The 17,340-nt window shown below is 71.5% G+C and carries 16 protein-coding genes; 12 read left to right on the top strand and 4 right to left on the bottom strand.

Translation table 11 applies throughout. From position 1 onward, the window contains the following. The first annotated feature begins 113 nt into the window (after positions 1-113). The 7 genes from IH45_RS0115775 to IH45_RS0115745 all read left to right on the top strand — a co-directional run bounded on the left by IH45_RS0115775 (position 114) and on the right by IH45_RS0115745 (position 6,142). Complete coding sequence (locus IH45_RS0115775; protein ID WP_030667508.1) at positions 114-767, top strand: HAD family hydrolase; 654 nt, start codon at positions 114-116, stop codon at positions 765-767. 69 nt (positions 768-836) lie between these two features. Further along, positions 837-2,018 (top strand): acetoin utilization protein AcuC, encoded by a 1,182-nt coding sequence (locus IH45_RS0115770; RefSeq protein ID WP_030667506.1) that lies wholly within the window; start codon positions 837-839, stop codon positions 2,016-2,018. Positions 2,019-2,297: 279 nt separating this feature from the next. Then, positions 2,298-3,095: a phosphatase gene (locus IH45_RS0115765; RefSeq protein WP_030667504.1), complete on the top strand. Its 798-nt coding sequence runs from the start codon at positions 2,298-2,300 to the stop codon at positions 3,093-3,095. Between the two features lie 128 nt (positions 3,096-3,223). Continuing rightward, the gene (locus IH45_RS0115760; protein WP_014144137.1) at positions 3,224-3,433 is read left to right on the top strand and encodes a helix-turn-helix domain-containing protein; all 210 of its coding nucleotides are present in this window, start codon (positions 3,224-3,226) and stop codon (positions 3,431-3,433) included. Between the two features lie 119 nt (positions 3,434-3,552). Further along, entirely contained in the window at positions 3,553-3,651 is a 99-nt protein-coding gene (locus tag IH45_RS1000000146525; protein ID WP_003948845.1) for a 30S ribosomal protein bS22, read from the top strand. 425 nt (positions 3,652-4,076) lie between these two features. Further along, positions 4,077-5,135, top strand: coding sequence for an NAD-dependent epimerase/dehydratase family protein (locus IH45_RS0115750; RefSeq protein ID WP_030667501.1), 1,059 nt, complete (start codon positions 4,077-4,079; stop codon positions 5,133-5,135). A 14-nt stretch (positions 5,136-5,149) separates the two neighbouring features. Next, entirely contained in the window at positions 5,150-6,142 is a 993-nt protein-coding gene (locus IH45_RS0115745) for a lysophospholipid acyltransferase family protein (protein WP_030667498.1), read from the top strand. A gap of 93 nt (positions 6,143-6,235) precedes the next feature. Here IH45_RS0115745 and IH45_RS0115740 read toward each other — a convergent pair whose 3' ends face one another. The 4 genes from IH45_RS0115740 to IH45_RS0115725 form a co-directional block, all read right to left on the bottom strand. Beyond that, positions 6,236-7,447 (bottom strand): DUF5667 domain-containing protein, encoded by a 1,212-nt coding sequence (locus tag IH45_RS0115740; RefSeq protein WP_030667496.1) that lies wholly within the window; start codon positions 7,445-7,447, stop codon positions 6,236-6,238. A gap of 476 nt (positions 7,448-7,923) precedes the next feature. After that, positions 7,924-8,706: an ECF subfamily RNA polymerase sigma factor, BldN family gene (locus IH45_RS0115735; RefSeq protein ID WP_030667495.1), complete on the bottom strand. Its 783-nt coding sequence runs from the start codon at positions 8,704-8,706 to the stop codon at positions 7,924-7,926. A gap of 799 nt (positions 8,707-9,505) precedes the next feature. After that, positions 9,506-10,393, bottom strand: coding sequence for an HAD family hydrolase (locus IH45_RS0115730; protein WP_030667492.1), 888 nt, complete (start codon positions 10,391-10,393; stop codon positions 9,506-9,508). 329 nt (positions 10,394-10,722) lie between these two features. After that, positions 10,723-11,001, bottom strand: a complete 279-nt coding sequence (locus IH45_RS0115725; RefSeq protein WP_030667490.1) for a glutaredoxin family protein — start codon at positions 10,999-11,001, stop codon at positions 10,723-10,725. A gap of 388 nt (positions 11,002-11,389) precedes the next feature. On the opposite strand from IH45_RS0115725, the gene IH45_RS0115720 reads away from it, so the two are divergent. From IH45_RS0115720 to hemB, 5 genes are read left to right on the top strand one after another with little or no spacing between them, the layout of a single operon-like run. Continuing rightward, the gene (locus IH45_RS0115720; protein ID WP_030667488.1) at positions 11,390-12,235 is read left to right on the top strand and encodes a redox-sensing transcriptional repressor Rex; all 846 of its coding nucleotides are present in this window, start codon (positions 11,390-11,392) and stop codon (positions 12,233-12,235) included. Further along, the gene (locus tag IH45_RS0115715) at positions 12,232-13,671 is read left to right on the top strand and encodes a glutamyl-tRNA reductase (protein ID WP_030667486.1); all 1,440 of its coding nucleotides are present in this window, start codon (positions 12,232-12,234) and stop codon (positions 13,669-13,671) included. The genes IH45_RS0115720 and IH45_RS0115715 overlap by 4 nt, the downstream gene beginning before the upstream one ends. Further along, positions 13,668-14,645, top strand: a complete 978-nt coding sequence (gene hemC, locus IH45_RS0115710) for a hydroxymethylbilane synthase (protein WP_030667483.1) — start codon at positions 13,668-13,670, stop codon at positions 14,643-14,645. Before IH45_RS0115715 ends, hemC begins: the two co-directional genes overlap by 4 nt. Continuing rightward, entirely contained in the window at positions 14,642-16,291 is a 1,650-nt protein-coding gene (locus tag IH45_RS0115705) for a bifunctional uroporphyrinogen-III C-methyltransferase/uroporphyrinogen-III synthase (RefSeq protein WP_030667481.1), read from the top strand. Before hemC ends, IH45_RS0115705 begins: the two co-directional genes overlap by 4 nt. Then, positions 16,288-17,283, top strand: coding sequence for a porphobilinogen synthase (gene hemB, locus IH45_RS0115700; protein WP_030667478.1), 996 nt, complete (start codon positions 16,288-16,290; stop codon positions 17,281-17,283). Before IH45_RS0115705 ends, hemB begins: the two co-directional genes overlap by 4 nt. Positions 17,284-17,340: the final 57 nt, after the last annotated feature.

Raw genomic sequence — 17,340 nt, 5'->3', positions numbered from 1 at the left:
CCGATGGTACTGCAGGGGGGACCCTGTGGGAGAGTAGGACGCCGCCGAACAATTTTTGTGGGAAGCCCCGCACCGTATGGTGCGGGGCTTTTCCGCGTTTTAGGGTCGGTGCCATGCGCTATGACCTGATCATCTTTGACAACGACGGCGTTCTCGTCGACAGCGAGCCGATCTCCAATACGATCCTCGCCGCTTACCTCACCGAACTCGGCCACCCGACCACATACGAGGAATCGATCCACGACTACATGGGCGCCGCGGTGCACCGGGTGTACGACCTGATCAAAGAACGGACCGGGCGATCCCTGCCCGAGGACTTCGAGACCACGCTGCACGCGCGCGTCTTCGCGGCGTTCGAGCGGGAGCTGGAGCCGGTCGCCGGCGTACCCGAGGTGCTGGGGAAGCTGGCGGCCGACGGGACCCCGTACTGCGTGGCCTCTTCCGGCAGCCACGAGCGAATCCGGGTCGGACACCGCAGAACCGGGCTCGGCCAGTGGTTCGACGACGAACGGATCTTCAGCTCGCAGGACGTCGGCAAGGGCAAGCCGGCCCCGGACCTCTTCCTCCACGCGGCACGCGAGATGGGAGTGGCGCCGGAGCGCTGCGCGGTGATCGAGGACAGCCCGCTCGGCGTCCGGGCCGCCATCGCCGCCGGTATGGACGTATACGGCTTCACCGCGATGACGCCGGCCGCCAAACTGACCGCGGCGGGCGAGGTGACCGCCCTGTTCGCCCGCATGGAGGACCTGCCGGACCTGCTCACCTGATCCTGGCCGACCGCACCCCCTGTTGCACACCCTGATTGCCCGTTCGGCCCTACCGATACGGTGACGGGCATGAGCGGCCGTGCACAGCTGATGTGGGACGAGGCAGTAACGGGCTACGACTTCGGGCCCGGGCACCCGATGGACCCGGTCCGGCTCGCGCTGACCATGCGGTTGGTGGAGGCGTACGGACTCGACCGGGGGCCCGACGCGGTACGGGTGGTGGCCGCCAGGGCCGCCGGGATCTCCACGCTGCGGCTCGTGCACCGCGAGGACTACATCGACGCCGTACGGCAGGCTTCGGCCGACCCGAAGGCCGCCGACCCGGCGTACGGCATCGGTACTGAGGACGATCCGGCGTTCGCCGGGATGCACGAGGCATCGGCGCTGATCGCTGGGCAGTCGGTGGGCGCTGCGGAGGCGGTGTGGCGGGGCGAGGCCCTGCACGCGGTGAACTTCGCGGGCGGCCTGCACCACGCGATGCCGGGCGGCGCCGCGGGCTTCTGCATCTACAACGACGCGGCGCTCGCCGTCGCGCGCCTGCTGGAGCTCGGGGCCGAGCGCGTCGCGTACGTGGACGTGGACGTGCACCACGGGGACGGCGTCCAGGCGGCCTTCTGGGACGACCCGCGGGTCCTGACGATCTCGCTGCACGAACACCCCAGGACGCTGTTCCCGCAGACCGGTTGGCCCGAGGAGACCGGCGGCACGGCGGCCGAGGGCAGCGCGGTGAACGTGGCGCTGCCCGCCGGCACCGGCGACGAGGGCTGGCTGCGCGCCTTCCACGCGGTGGTGCCGGAGCTGCTGACCGCGTTCCGGCCCGACGTCCTGGTGACGCAGCACGGCGCGGACACCCACTTCGAGGACCCGCTCGCCCACCTGGCGGTCAGCCTGGACGCACAGCGTGCGGTGGCGGCCGCCTGCCACGACCTGGCGCACGAGACCGCCGGGGGGCGCTGGGTCGCGCTGGGCGGCGGCGGTTACGCGGTGGTGGACGTCGTACCGCGCAGTTGGACGCACCTGGTGGCGATCGCGGCGGGACGGCCGATCGAGCCCACGGCCCCGGTGCCGGAGGAGTGGCGGCACGAGGTCTACCGGCGTACCCGGCAGGGGGCGCCGCCGCGGATGACGGACGGGCGCGGCGCCGGCTGGCGCGACTTCCACGGTGAGGGGTACGACCCGGCCGACCGCTTGGACCAGGCGGTACTGGCGACGCGGCGCGCGGTGTTCCCCGCGCACGGGCTGCTGCCTTAGGAGCGAACGGGGCCCCGGGAGAACGGGCCCCCGGGAGAACAGCCCCCGCCCAGGTGATCGGGACCCTCGGACGAACGGGGTGCCCGGGCGAGATTCGACTCCCGCGCACGGCCTGCCGCCATAAAGGCGGATGGACCCCACGGGGCGTCACTTCGGGACGATGCGCCCGGAAGTGTGACTACTGGGCGGTTCGGGCATGGGACGGGAGCCGGGGCGCCAGCATGGGCACCTGTGTGGGAATCCGGTACGGACGCGGACGCGGCGGCGGATGCCGACGCGCTGAAGGCGTATGTGGTCAGGGTGCGGCTCGCGGGGACGATCGCGACATCCCGGGAGAAGAGCCTGACGCGCTACCGCCTCTTCGCGGCCGGCGATCCGCGCGCGCTGATCGGTCTGGAGCCCGCGGATGACTGGTCCGTGAGTGAAGTGCTTCGAGTGATGGCTGAGCAGTGTGGAGTTTCGGCCGATCCCAGGCATACTTCCGGCCTCGATTCGATCGATCCGGACTGTACGCTCGCGGGACTGGATGCCTTCGCGGACCGGCTCGGCGCGGCGGCCGCCCGGCACGCTGCGGTACTGATCGGAACGGGCCACCCGCACCGGCTGCTGGGCTTCTACGGCGGGTTGGCAGACGCCCTGTCGGCGGCGGGATGCACCGTTCTCACCCCGGCGTATGGCCGCTGTGTCGACATAGCGACCCGATTCGGGGTACGCACGTACAACCTTGACTACGTACGGGGAGTCGCGCTGATGCGCGAACCGGGCGTGCGGCGCGGACCCGGTGAGCCGGGCGTGCACACCCACTCCCCCCTCCCGGTTCGTACCGCCCTCGACGCCGCCGCAGACGCCGGCGGGCCGCTTCCCGAGCTGGTGATCGGTGACCACGGATGGGTCTGCGGAGCAGGTCAGCTGGGCTTTGAGGCCATCGGACTGGCGGATACGGACGATCCCGCGCTGTTCGTCGGACAGGCGGAGGGGCGGGTGTCCGCCGTAGTTCCGCTTGATGACGCTGTGCGGTCTGATTACTACCGACCGCTTACTCGCTATGTACTCAATCGAGCGTGTCTGTCACAGTAGGCGGCCGATCGCTGCTCCTCTTCCCCACTCGCATCACCCGCCCCTAACCTGGGGAGTGAGCGCACAGCGACGGGGAGTCACCGGAGGGGAAGCCGGTGCCCGTCATGTGCGGAAGGTTCAGGTGTGTCATGGCTGCAGACCAAAGGCCTCTGAATGAGGTCGTGTTCCTGACCGTGGCGGAAGTCGCCACGGTGATGCGAGTGTCGAAGATGACCGTGTACCGCTTGGTGCACAGCGGTCATCTGCCCGCGATCCGAGTGGGGAGGTCGTTCCGGGTCCCGGAGCAAGCGGTCCACGACTACCTCCGTGAGTCCTACGTGGGGGTGGAATCGGCCTGAGGGGCTCAAGAGGACCCTCGGATTACGCCGTAGGCTCGACGCCGGGTAGGCTGGCCCGATGTAGGTAGTGTGGGCTCGGACGCCCCGCACCGAGTGATACGAAGTGAGCGAGGGTAGTCGTGGGCTCTGTTATCAAGAAGCGGCGCAAGCGGATGGCCAAGAAGAAGCACCGCAAGCTGCTCAAGCGCACCCGTGTTCAGCGTCGCAACAAGAAGTAAGCGCCGCTGATCGCGATATCGCAGCCTCTCACCGCACCACGCGGTGGGGGGCTGCGGTGCGTTTCGGGGGCGGCTTTGCGGTGCACTCGGTGGGGCGCGGCGGCGGGCGGCCGGTGAAATCCCCGCGGCGTGTGCGGCGGGGCCCGGTTTGCCGGCCGCCGTACGGATAGCCGTACGGCATTACGGGCCGCCCGACGGGACGTCCTCAGGGGCGCGGCGCGCCCGTCCGGATAAAGCGCGACGCGTGCGGGCGCAAGGGCCCGGCCGGGGCGGAAAACCGGCCGACGGGAAGGGCAAAGCTCGGGCCAAGGCTTGAAATGTAGCCAGCGGCAACCCGCGGTCATCACAGCGCAACAACGACCCGATAGCGTGGCGTCACAGCTCGGCTCACGCGAGGGACAAAGGGCGGGAAGGAAGGGCTGATCTTGGGAAAGGTCGTGCTCGTCACCGGAGTCGCACGGCAGCTGGGGGGCCGGTTCGTACGACGCATTCAGCGCGACCCCGACGTCGACCGGGTGATCGGAGTGGACGCCGTAGCGCCCGAGCACCATTTGGGCGGGGCGGATTTCCTCAAGGCCGACATCAGGCATCCGGCCATTGCCAGAGTGCTGGCCGAGACCAATGTGGACACTGTGGTTCACATGGACATCAACGGCACGCCGCTCGGCGGGCGGGGCGGCCGCGGCAGCCGGGCGACGGTCAAGGAGACCAATGTCATCGGCACCATGCAGCTGCTCGGTGCCTGCCAGAAGGCACCGCACGTCAAGCGGCTGGTGGTGAAGTCCAGCAGCAGTGTGTACGGCTCCGCGCCCCGCGACCCGGCCGTCTTCACCGAGACCACGCCGCCGAAGTCGCTGCCCAGCGGCGGCTTCGCCAAGGACGCCGTCGAGGTCGAGGGCTATGTACGCGGCTTCGCCCGGCGCCGCCCGGACGTCGCGGTGTGCGTGCTGCGCTTCGCCAACGTCCTCGGGGCGTGCGCCGACTCGCCGCTCGCCGAGTACTTCTCGCTGCCGGTGCTCCCCACCGTCCTCGGATACGACCCGCGACTGCAGTTCGTCCACGAGGACGACGCCATCGAGGCGCTGTGCATGGCCTCCGGCAAGCCCCGCCGCGGCACGCTCAACAGCGGCACCTTCAACATCGCGGGGGACGGCGCGCTGCTGCTCTCCCAGTGCTCCCGGCGGCTGGGCCGCCCCACGCTGCCGCTGTTCCTGCCGACCGTCACCTGGGCCGGCACCGCGCTGCGCTCCCTCGGCATCTCCGACTTCTCGCCGGAGCAGATCCGGATGCTCACCCACGGCCGGGTCGTCCAGACGACCCAGATGCGCGAGACACTGGGGTTTCACCCGAAATACACGACGGCGGAGACCTTCGCGGAATTCGCCCGCAGCCGCGGGCCCGGGCTGCTGCCGCCCGAGGTCCTCGCCCGTACCGTCGACCGGCTCGCCGCCGTGCTGCCCGCACGCAGCGGCCCGACCCTGTGAGGAGTTCACCCACGATGGCGGACGCCAAGGTCATTCCCTTCGGCGAGGAGCCCCGGTCGCGCAGAAAGGTCAAGCGGCCGGGCCGCGGAGGCCGCCGTACGGCGCTGGCGCCCGTACCGGAACCGCGGCGGCAGGAAGCGCCGGAGCAGCCGTCCGGGGCGGCGGGGGCGTCCCTGGAGCAGCGCATCGCCGGGGGCCTGCGCTTCCTGCGCCGACGGCTCACCGGCGAGTACGAGGTCGACGACTTCGGGTACGACGAGGAGCTCACCGACCAGGTCCTGATGTCGGTGCTGCGGCCGCTGTACGAGAAGTACTTCCGGGTCGAGGTGAAGGGGATCGAGAACATCCCGGCCGACGGCGGCGCGCTGATCGTCGCCAACCACTCCGGGACGCTGCCGCTGGACGGGCTGATGCTCCAGGTCGCGGTGCACGACCACCACCCGGCCGGCCGGCACCTGCGGCTGCTCGCGGCCGACCTGGTCTTCGTCCTGCCGGTGATCAACGAGCTGGCGCGCAAGGCCGGGCACACGCTCGCCTGCGCGGAGGACGCGCAGCGGCTGCTGGAGCGCGGCGAGGTCGTCGGGGTGATGCCGGAGGGCTTCAAGGGCATCGGCAAGCCGTTTGCGGACCGCTACAAGCTCCAGCGGTTCGGGCGCGGCGGGTTCGTGTCCACCGCGCTGCGGGCCGGGGTGCCGATCGTGCCGTGCTCGATCGTGGGCGCCGAGGAGATCTACCCGAAGATCGGCGACGCCAAGACGCTGGCACGGGTGCTGGGCTTCCCGTACTTCCCGCTGACCCCCACCTTTCCGTGGTTCGGGCCGCTGGGGCTGGTGCCGCTGCCGACGAAGTGGACGATCCAGTTCGGGGAGCCGATCCCGACGGACGGCTACCCGGCGGAGGCCGCGGACGACCCGATGCTGATGTTCAACCTGACGGACCAGGTGCGCGAAACGATCCAGCACACGCTCTACAAGCTGCTGGTGCAGCGGCGGTCGGTGTTCTTCTAGAGGGTTCTTCCCAAGGTCCACGGCCCGGGGACCGCCCGTGCGACGCGCGACGCCCCGGAGCCGTGCGTCCGGCTCCGGGGCGTCGCGGGCGGGTCAGCCCAGCGGGTTCTTGCCGTCCAGGCCGATGTCCGGCAGCAGGCCGGGGAGCAGCGGCGGGATCGTGACGTCGGGCTCGTGCGGCGTCTCCTTGCCGGCGCCCTTGCCGTCCGGGGCGGGGGTGCCGGTGTCGGCGGGCGGGTCGAGCAGGCCGCCCGTGCTGCCGCCGAGCAGTCCGTCGTCCTTGCGGGACGGGGAGGAGGACGGCCGGTGCCGTGGCGCCTGGGAGCCGTCGGCCCGACCGGACGAGGAGGCGCTCTCCCCGGACGGGGACGGGCGGTCCGTACGGCCCTGGGAGGCGTCGCCCCGCGCGGGGGCCTCGGGGGCGCTCTCGCGGTGGCTCTCGCCGCCCGGATGCTTGGGCAGCAGCGAGCGCAGCGGTCCGACCTCTTCGTCTATGGCGTCGAAGACCGAGCTGACCTCGTCGCGCACGTCCATCAGCTGGGCCGGGAGGCGATCGCGCAGCCGACTCCAGCTGTCGCGGTGCGACCTGGTGAAGGAGTTGAGCGTCTGGATAGGGCCGAGGGAGCCGTCGCGCTCGTATGCCTCGTGAAGCAGGCGGTGGCCCTCGCCGGCGTCCTGGGTGACGCCCGAGAGGGCCTTGCGGACCTCGGCCAGGGCCTCGTGGTCGAGTTCGCCGATGCGGTCGCGCTCCAGGAGGCGGTGGGCCTCGAACATGCGGGTGGAGGCCTGGTCGAGGAAGAGGCGGCCGCGCTCGGACTCGTCGTCCGCCATGTCCAGCTTCAGGTCCTCCATGCCGCGCTTGAGGCCGTAGAGGGTGTCACCCGGGAGGGCGTCGGTACTGGCGGCGGCGACGCCGCTGAAGGCGCCCGCTGCGACGCCCACCGTCAGGCCGCCCGCCGCGAGCCCCTTGGACAGCCGGGAGCGCGGGCGCAGCCGGCCCAGGGATTTGGCGGCGCGGTGCGCGCCGCGGGTGCCGCGCGGCTGGGGCACCCGGCCGTCGTCCTCGGCGAAGGCCGCCTCCATGGCCGCGATGAGCTGGGCCCGGTGGACGGTCTTGACCTCGGGGTCCAACTCGGGCCTGGGGAGTTCGCCGAGGGTGTCGGCGACCGCCAACAGCCTTGCTTCCCCGCACGCTTGCGCCGGTGTGCCGGCCTCGTCCTCGGCCGCCTCGCCCGGGAGGACCTGCTCCTCCAGGGCTTGGGCGAAGGCGTTGGCCCGCCGGTGCACCGATACGTTCGCGATCACGGGCGGCACCTCCTCTCGTCATCCCGCTCGACTCCCCGGACTGGGCTTGACTATCCAGACTGGCCGGAAGGTTGCACGACAGGCTCGCGTCCACCCGATCGAGTGAGAGGGCGCGGGCATGGCGTGCACCGCAGGGAGTCTGCATTCCGCACAACGAGCGCCGCGGCACTTGGGTTACGCACTCACGATGATCTGACCGAACGGTCACGAACGATCACCGGCAGTCAGAATCGCGGCGACCGGCGCCGGGCGTGTCAGCGGGCGGGGCGGGGCTGCGGGTGAAGTCCGGGCGTCAACACCGATCCAGGAGATTCAGGCGATCGGGGCGGCGCTCCACGCGTTAGTCCTGGCGTGGGACGGAGCGGACGGCCCGGGACGACGAGGCAGGCGAAGAAGCAGGTGGGATCGGGTACGGGGAGACGGAAGCAGGATGCCGCGGGTGGTGTGTACGGCGGCCCGGGGCGGCGTTACGGCGGTCAGCGGGCGTCGTCCGGGAGCAGCCGCGCCAGGGTTCGTACGGCGCGGTACTGGAGCGTCTTGATCGCGCCCTCGTTCTTCCCCATGACGCGCGCGGTCTCGGCGACCGACAGGCCCTGGAGGAAGCGCAGCGTCACGCACTCCTGCTGCTGCGGGTTGAGTTTGCGGACCGCCTCCAGCAGCGCCGCGTTGGACAGCGATTCCAGGACCGAGTCCTCGGGGCTGCGTTCGACCTCGTTGGCGTCGAGCATCTCACCGGTGGTCACCTCCAGGCGGAAGCGCGACGACTTGAAGTGGTCGGCGACCAGGTTGCGGGCGATGGTGACCAGCCAGGCGCCGAAGTCGCGGCCCTGCCAGGTGAAGGTGCCGATACGGCGCAGGGCGCGCAGGAACGTCTCGCTGGTCAGGTCCTCGGCCGTGGCCCGGCCGCCCACCCGGTAGTAGATGTAGCGGTAGACCGTGTCGGCGTACTGGTCGTAGAGCCGGCCGAAGGCCTCGGCCTCACCGGCCTGGGCGCGCTCGACGAGGTCCATCATGCGACGGCTGTCGCTGTCGGCGGGGCGCCGGGCGGTGGGCGTGCCGGCACCGCGGCGGGTTCTGCCGCCGGTCTTGCTGACCGTGGTGGTGCTTCCGTCGGCCAGGGTGTAGCAGGGACCGGCGGGGGCGGCTGTGGCGAATGCGGGGACGGCGATCGCGGTGGGGACAAAACTGCGCAGGTGGTCGACGAGCGTCGTACGCAGCGTAGCCAGGCCCGAGGCGTCAACCCCGACGTGTGGGTACACGGGACTCCCAGAGGCAGAGCTTCCATCACGTGCAGTGCGGGACCGTTCACCCGTCGTAGGGACGCGTGGGTACCGGTTTGCGTCTGAGGAGAATAACGCTTCGTACAGGCAGCGCTACACCCAGTTGCTCAAATCATCGATTACTTCTGGTCCGTTACGAGTTCATGCCCGATCAAGTATCGATTCCTGAGCAGATATTGATCAGAAAGGAACGTGATCTGCCTGGTTGCGGGGCGTCTTGTGGCGGACCGGTGGCATGGGGACTGCCGGGGAGGGGGCGGGGGTATGCAACGGGATTGGCGCAGGGCAAATCGCTGCGCTTCGCTTGGGTCGGGGTCTGGCCCGCGCTTCGCGCGGAGTGCGCGGCTGCCTGCGGGGATGGCCCCCTACACGCCCCCTCCGGCCGGTTGGGCGAGTGCGGGCCGGTGGGGGAGGTTAAAAGAAGCCTGGTGCGCGCCCACCATGTGGTGACGCTCGCGCACGTGTAGGCGCAGGCCGGGAGAGTCTCCGCGTCATGCGTAAGCCGCCCCCGGTGTTTTTGAGGACCGCAGCCACGGCGGCGGGAAAGTCGCCCGACGGCCGGGCTCGGGGACATACAGGGGTCTCCCCGCAGGCGACCGAGGCCCCGGATGCGAATGACCATAAGGTCGCGTCCCCGGCAACGAGGAGTGACCCCTGTGTGGCCCCGAGCCCCCACCCACCGGGCAGACCGCGCCAGACGCGCACCCCACCCGGCCCAACCGCGCCGCAGGCGCGAACCGTACCCCTGCCGAGGCGGCGGCTTACCCTCGGACGGACCTCACCGCCGCCGCCGCTGCAACGCCACCGCCGCGGCCGCCCCGCCCGCGAGCGCTCCCACGCCCGCCGCCGCCGGGATGCCGATCTTGACCGCCTTGCGGCCGGTCCGGTAGTCGCGCAGCCGCCAGCCCTGTTCGCGCGCGTACTTGCGCAGCCGCCCGTCGGGGTTGACCGCGTACGGGTGGCCGACCAGGGACAACATCGGAATGTCGTTGGCGGAGTCGCTGTAGGCGGCGCAGCGCTCCAGGTCCAGGCCCTCGGCGGCGGCCAGGGCCCGTACGGCCTCGGCCTTCGCGGGGCCGTGCAGCGGTTCGCCGACCAGCTTGCCCGTGTAGACGCCGCCGACGGACTCGGCGACGGTGCCGAGCGCGCCGGTCAGCCCGAGGCGGCGGGCGATGATCGTCGCGGTCTCGACGGGGGCCGCGGTCACCAGCCACACCTTCTGGCCCGCGTCCAGGTGGGCCTGGGCGAGGGCGCGGGTGCCGGGCCAGATGCGCTCGGCCATGTACTCGTCGTAGATCTCCTCGCCGATGGTCATCAGCTCGGAGACGCGGTGGCCCTGGACGATGGACAGCGCGCTGTTGCGGGCGTCCGCCATGTGCTCGGGGTTCTCCGAGCCGATGAAGCGGAAATAGATCTGCTGCCAGACGAAGCGGACCAGGTCGCGCTTGTGGAAGAAGCGGCGCTTGTACAGGCCGCGCCCGAAGTGGAAGAGCGACGCGCCCTGCATCACGGTGTTGTCGAGGTCGAAGAAGGCGGCGGCGGAGGTGTCGCCGACAACCGGGAATTCCGGCTCCTCGGCTCCCTGGTCCTGGGCGGCCGCCTCCTGCGCCTCGGCCTCCAGCGAGGACTTGCGCGCGGCCTCGGCCGCGGCTTCGCCGGCCAGCACGCTGCGCGCGGTGGCGGGGCGCCTACGGCGGCTGAACCACCCCGTGGGGAGGTGCGCGCCGTAGGGCTTCCTACGGGGACGGCGGGCGGGCGACGGGTGGGCCATGTAGCTAGCGTAGCCAGGTTGTTCGGTGCGCCTGGTTACGGGCGGATGTCCACCGGCCAGGGTTCGGCCGACGGTTGCGTTACGGCCATCCCGGTGACGGCCCCGGCCCACAAGGGAGCGCGCTGCCGCAAGGGCGTACGCCGGGGCGGTTCCGATGCCGTACGCGGGGGTGCGCGCCGGGCGTAGTCGGGCCCGTACCGGTGCCGTGCCGGTGGCTCGTACCGTCAGGCGCCCAGGGCCTTGCGCAGCCGCTGGGGGTCGACCCGCCAGAAATCGTGCTGCGCGCCGTCCACGAGGACGACCGGAATCTGCTCCCAGTACTTGCGGTGGAGCTCTTCGTCCTGGGTGATGTCCTTCTTCTCCCAGGAGGCGCCGGTCTCGGCGCAGACGCGCTCGATCACTTCCTGTGCGACATCACACAGATGGCAGCCGGGCTTGCCGATGAGGGTGACCGTGCTGTCCGCCGGGTTCTTGCGGGCGTTGCGGCTGAAGAGGGAGGCCATGCCCGTAATTGTGCCTCCGCCCGGGTTGCCCCGTGCCGCTGCCCCGGCCTCGGCCGGGTGCCCGCGGGGCGGGGCGGGAGCGGGACGGAAAGTCGCCTGAGTCGACTACCATCGATGGGCGATTTGTAGGTTTCCGGGGCATAGCGGTGAGGAGTGAGGGCGCGTGCTGCCGTCGGCGCTCCGTTGTTACCGGCGCGAAACGTGTGAACGGTGTGCCGAGGGAGTTGGTTCCGTGAAGCGGTGCAAAAGCCGCGTGACCCCGGTCACTTTGGCCGGACAAAGCGGACACCATCTTTGTGCACGCGTTCACAAAGACATAGCCTGCTGTCGACGGGGCGGTCGGGACATCTACGGCCGTCCACAGCCCCGCTCTACCCGCAGGAGCACCGTGGCAACTGGCCGAACTCACCGACCGGCGACCCGAAGCCGAGGGATTCCCGAGGCCACCGTCGCCCGGCTTCCGCTGTATCTGCGCGCGTTGACCGCGCTCTCCGAGCGCTCGGTCCCCACGGTCTCGTCCGAGGAACTCGCCGCCGCCGCGGGGGTCAACTCCGCGAAGCTGCGCAAGGACTTCTCCTACCTCGGCTCGTACGGCACCCGGGGCGTCGGCTACGACGTGGAGTACCTCGTCTACCAGATCTCCCGCGAGCTGGGCCTGACGCAGGACTGGCCGGTCGTGATCGTCGGTATCGGTAACCTCGGCGCCGCCCTGGCCAACTACGGCGGCTTCGCCTCCCGCGGGTTCCGCGTCGCCGCGCTCATAGACGCCGACCCGGCGATGGCGGGCAAGCCGGTGGCGGGCATCGCCGTCCAGCACACCGACGAGCTGGAAAAGATCATCACGGACAACGGCGTCTCGATCGGCGTGATCGCGACCCCGGCGGGCGCGGCCCAGCAGGTCTGCGACCGGCTCGTCGCAGCCGGCGTCACGTCCATCCTGAACTTCGCGCCGACCGTGCTGACCGTTCCGGACGGTGTGGACGTGCGCAAGGTCGACCTGTCGATAGAACTGCAGATCCTGGCCTTCCACGAGCAGCGCAAGGCGGGCGAGGACGCGGGCCACGACGACGAGGAGTCCGACGACGCCCGCGCCGTCGCCGCGCGCGAGGCCCGCCGGGCCGTGCGCGAGGTGCGCGAGGCCGCGGCCAAGGGCGCCCCGGCCGCAGACGCCCCCGCCGGCGCGTCCGACCGCAAGGGACCCGACGGGGATGTGCCCGCCGTGATGCCGGCATGAGCCTCCTTGTTGTCGGGCTCAGTCACCGCAGTGCCCCCGTCAGCGTCTTGGAACACGCCGCCATAGCCCCCGAGGCCCGCGGCAAGCTGCTCCAGGACACGGTGTCGGCCGAGCCGGCCGCCGAGGCCGCGGTGCTCTCCACCTGCAACCGCATCGAGCTGTACGCCGACGTGGACAAGTTCCACGCCGGTGTCGCCGAGCTGTCCACGCTGCTGGCCCGGCACAGCGGCGCGGGCCTGGACGAGCTGACCCCGTACCTCTACGTGCATTACGAGGACCGGGCCGTCCACCACCTCTTCTCGGTGGCCTGCGGCCTGGACTCGATGGTCGTGGGCGAGGGCCAGATCCTCGGCCAGATCAAGGACGCGCTCGCGGTGGCGCAGGAGCAGCACACCGCGGGCCGGCTGCTGAACGACCTCTTCCAGCAGGCGCTGCGGGTCGGCAAGCGCGCCCACAGCGAGACCGGCATCGACAAGGCGGGCCAATCGCTGGTCACCTTCGGCCTGGAGCAGTTGGCCGGCGGTACCGACGTCGCCGAGTGGGCCCGGGGCAAGCGTGCCCTGGTCATCGGCGCCGGTTCGATGTCGTCGCTGGCCGCGACCACGCTCGTACGGGCCGGTGTCAGCGAACTGGCGGTGGCCAACCGGACGGTGGAGCGCGCCGAGCGGCTGACGCAGATCCTGACCGAGTCGGGCTCGGCGGGCGCGCTGAACGGGCTGACCGCCCGCGCCGTCGCGATGACCGCCGTACAGTCCGAGCTGGCCCTGGCCGACGTGGTGGTGTCCTGTACGGGCGCCACCGGCCTGGTCCTGACCGGCGCGGCGATCGAGACGGCAGCCGAGACGCGCGCCGCCCGGATCGCGGCCGGTGACGGGTACGCCGGTACCGCGGGCGGCGCCGGCAGCACCGTCGCGCCCGCCGCTGAGCTGGCGCTGCTCGACCTCGCCATGCCGCGGGACATCGACGCCGCCGCCCACCGGACCGAGGGCGTGCGCCTCGTCGACATCGAGTCCCTCGCGGACGCGTCCGCGGACGCGCCGATGGCGGCCGACGTGGACCGGGTGCGCGGCATCGTCTCCGACGAGGTGGCCGCGTTCGGCGCGGCGCAGCGGGCCGCGCACATCACGCCGACCGTGGTCGCGCTGCGCACCATGGCGGCGGACGTGGTGGCCAGCGAGATCGCCCGGCTGGACGGCCGGCTGCCCGGCCTGGACGACAAGGAGCGCGCGGAGATCACGCAGACCGTGCGCCGGGTCGTCGACAAACTCCTGCACGCGCCCACCGTGCGGGTCAAGCAGCTGGCCAGCGAACCCGGCGGCGCCGGTTACGCGGACGCGCTGCGCGAACTCTTCGACCTCGACCCGCAGACGGTGGCCGCCGTCAGCCGGGCCGACACGCGGGCCGACGGCTCGCACACAGCACGGGAGCGGGCATGACTGACAGCAATCCACGGGCCCTGCGACTGGGGACGCGGCGCAGCAAGCTCGCCATGGCCCAGTCCGGGATGGTGGCCGAGGCGGTGCGCGAGGTCACCGGCCGCCCCGTAGAGCTGGTGGAGATCACCACGTACGGCGACACCTCGCGCGAGCACCTGGCGCAGATCGGTGGCACCGGGGTGTTCGTCTCCGCGCTGCGCGACGCGCTGCTCGACGGGACGATCGACTTCGCCGTGCACTCGCTGAAGGACCTGCCCACCGCGCAGCCCGCGGACCTGGCGCTGGCCGCCGTGCCGAAGCGCGAGGACCCGCGCGACGTACTGGTGGCGCGCGACGGTCTGACCTTCGAGGAGCTGCCGGACGGCGCCCGCGTGGGTACGGGCTCGCCGCGCCGCATGGCGCAGCTGAACGCCTGGGCGCGTGCGCTGGGCCGGCAGGTGGAGACCGTGCCGATCCGCGGGAACATCGACACCCGTATCGGCTACGTCGAGAAGGGCGAGCTGGACGCGGTCGTGCTGGCCGCGGCCGGGCTGACCCGGATCGGCCGGATCGACGAGGCGACCGACCACCTGTCGCCCGACCTGGTTTTGCCCGCCCCCGGCCAGGGGGCCCTGGCGGTGGAGTGCGCCGCGCACAACGCGCAGCTCGCCGCCCAGCTCGCCGAACTCGACGACCCGTTCACCCGGGCCGCCGTGACGGCCGAGCGTTCCCTGCTCGCCGCCCTGGAGGCCGGCTGCTCCGCACCTGTGGGTGCGCTGGCCGACCTGCAGGCCGACGGGCAGGCTGTCACCGAATTGCGCCTGCGTGGCGTCGTCGGCACGACCGACGGCTCGACGCTGGTGCAGCTGTCCACCACCGGACACGTACCCGCCTCTCTCGGCGACGCGGCGACCCCCCTGAACATGGGGCGCGAACTCGCCGCCGAGATGCTCGCGAAGGGTGCGGCCGGTCTTATGGGGGAGCGAGCACTTTGAACCCCACCGCCCCGAACCACCCTGCCGCCGGTCAGGTCACCTTCATCGGCGCCGGTCCCGGAGATCCGGGACTGCTGACGCTGCGTGCCGTCGAGGCACTGGCGCGCGCCGATGTGCTGATCGCCGACCCGCAGGTGCTCGACGTCGTCCGCACGCATGCGCGGGCGCAGGTGGACACGCCGCAGCAGCCGACGGCTGACGAGGCGTCAACCACCGCCGGAGTCCCTGCTCTTAGGGACACCACCAATCTTGTCATGTCGGCTGTGCGCACCGGCAAGCGGGTGGTGCGTGCGGTGTCCGGTGACCCCGGGCTGGACGCGCACGTCGCCGAGGAGATGCTGGCGTGCGCCGCCGAGGGCGTCGTCTTCGAGGTCGTGCCGGGCATCGCCGCCGCGGTCGGCGTGCCCGCGTACGCGGGTGTGCCGCTGCGCGACGCGGACGGTACGGACGTGCGTTTCATCGACGCGCGTACCGCCGACGAGCGCTGCTGGTCGGAGGTGGGCTCCAGCGACGCCACGGCCGTGGTGTCCACCTCGCTGGACTCGGTGGCCGCCGCGGCCGCCGAGCTGGTCTCCGCGGGCCGCAAGCCGGACACGCCGATGACGGTCACCGTCGCCGGTACGACGACACGCCAGCGGACCTGGAACGCGACGCTCGGCTCGGTCGCCCAGGTGCTCAAGGCCGCGAAGGTGCTGCCGTCGGCGGACGGCGGGCAGCCCGTCATAGCCGTGGTCGGTGAGCGCGGTGCCGCGGCCCGGCGCGACCAGCTCTCGTGGTTCGAGAACAAGCCGCTGTTCGGCTGGCGGGTCCTCGTGCCGCGTACCAAGGAGCAGGCCGCTTCGCTCTCCGACCAGCTCGTCGAGTACGGCGCGGTGCCGCACGAGGTGCCGACCATCGCCGTGGAGCCGCCGCGTACCCCGCAGCAGATGGAGCGCGCGGTCAAGGGCCTGGTCACCGGCCGGTACGAGTGGATCGCCTTCACCTCGGTCAACGCCGTCAAGGCGGTCCGGGAGAAGTTCGAGGAGTACGGGCTGGACGCCCGCGCGTTCGCCGGGATCAAGGTCGCGGCGGTGGGCGAGCAGACCGCCAAGGCGCTGGTCGCCTTCGGTGTGAAGCCCGACCTCGTACCGTCCGGCGAGCAGTCGGCCGCCGGGCTGCTGGAGGACTGGCCGCCGTACGACCCGGTCTTCGACCCGATCGACCGCGTCTTCCTGCCGCGCGCCGACATCGCCACCGAGACGCTGGTGGCGGGCCTGATCGAGCTGGGCTGGGAGGTCGACGACGTCACGGCCTACCGGACCGTACGGGCCTCGCCGCCGCCGCAGGAGACCCGCGAGGCGATCAAGGGCGGCGGGTTCGACGCCGTGCTGTTCACCTCGTCCTCCACGGTGCGCAACCTGGTCGGCATCGCCGGCAAGCCGCACAACGTGACCGTGATCGCCTGTATCGGCCCGGCCACCGCCAAGACCGCCGAGGAGCACGGGCTGCGCGTGGACGTCATGTCGCCCGAGCCGTCGGTGCACAAGTTGGCCGAAGCGCTCGCGGACTTCGGCGCGGCGCGGCGCGATGCCGCGCTGGAGGCCGGTGACCCGGTCACGCGTCCCAGCGAGCGCCGGCCCGGATCGCGTAGGAGGGCTCGCAGTTGAGCAGCAGTACGTACGGCACCTTCCCCGGCGCGCGCCCGCGCCGGCTGCGCACCACGCCGGCCATGCGCCGGATGGTCGCCGAACACCGCCTGCACCCGGCGGACCTGATCCTGCCCGCGTTCGTGCGGGAGGGGATCTCGGCGCCTGAGCCGATCGGCGCGATGCCGGGCGTGGTGCAGCACACCCGTGACACGCTGCGGAAAGCCGCCGTCGAGGCGGTCGAGGCGGGCGTCGCCGGGATCATGCTGTTCGGTGTGCCGGAGGACGCGAAGAAGGACGCGGCCGGCACCGCCGGCACGGACCCGGACGGCATCCTCCAGCTGGCCATCCGCGATGTGCGCGCCGAGGTCGGCGACGACCTGGTGATCATGTCGGACCTGTGCCTGGACGAGTTCACCGACCACGGCCACTGCGGCGTCCTGGACGCCGAGGGCCGGGTGGACAACGACGCGACGCTGGAGCGCTACGCCGAGATGGCGCAGGTCCAGGCCGACGCGGGCGTCCACGTGGTGGGCCCGAGCGGCATGATGGACGGCCAGGTCGGCGTCATCCGCGACGCGCTGGACCAGACCGGCCACGAGGACGTCTCGATCCTCGCGTACACCGCGAAGTACTCCTCCGCGTTCTACGGCCCGTTCCGGGAGGCCGTCGGCTCCTCCCTCAAGGGTGACCGCAAGACCTACCAGCAGGACTACGGCAACTCCCGCGAGTCGCTGCGCGAGCTGGCGCTCGACCTCCAGGAGGGCGCCGACATGGTCATGGTCAAGCCGGGCATGCCGTACCTGGACGTGCTCGCCAAGATCGCGGAGTCGGTGGACGTGCCGGTCGCCGCGTACCAGATCTCCGGCGAGTACGCGATGATCGAGGCCGCCGCGGAGAAGGGCTGGATCGACCGCGACGCGGCGATCCTGGAGGCCCTGACCGGGTTCAAGCGGGCGGGGGCCGACATGATTTTGACGTACTGGGCGACGGAGGTCGCGCGGAAGCTCTAGTTCCCCCCTCCGTATTTCGACTTTCCCATCCGTATCTCGACTGGTCTCGCGTCGCAC

The organism is Streptomyces rimosus subsp. rimosus (assembly GCF_000720725.1).
GTDB classification, from domain to species: Bacteria; Actinomycetota; Actinomycetes; order Streptomycetales; family Streptomycetaceae; genus Streptomyces; species Streptomyces rimosus_A.
This window is presented reverse-complemented; position numbering and strand designations above follow the sequence as displayed.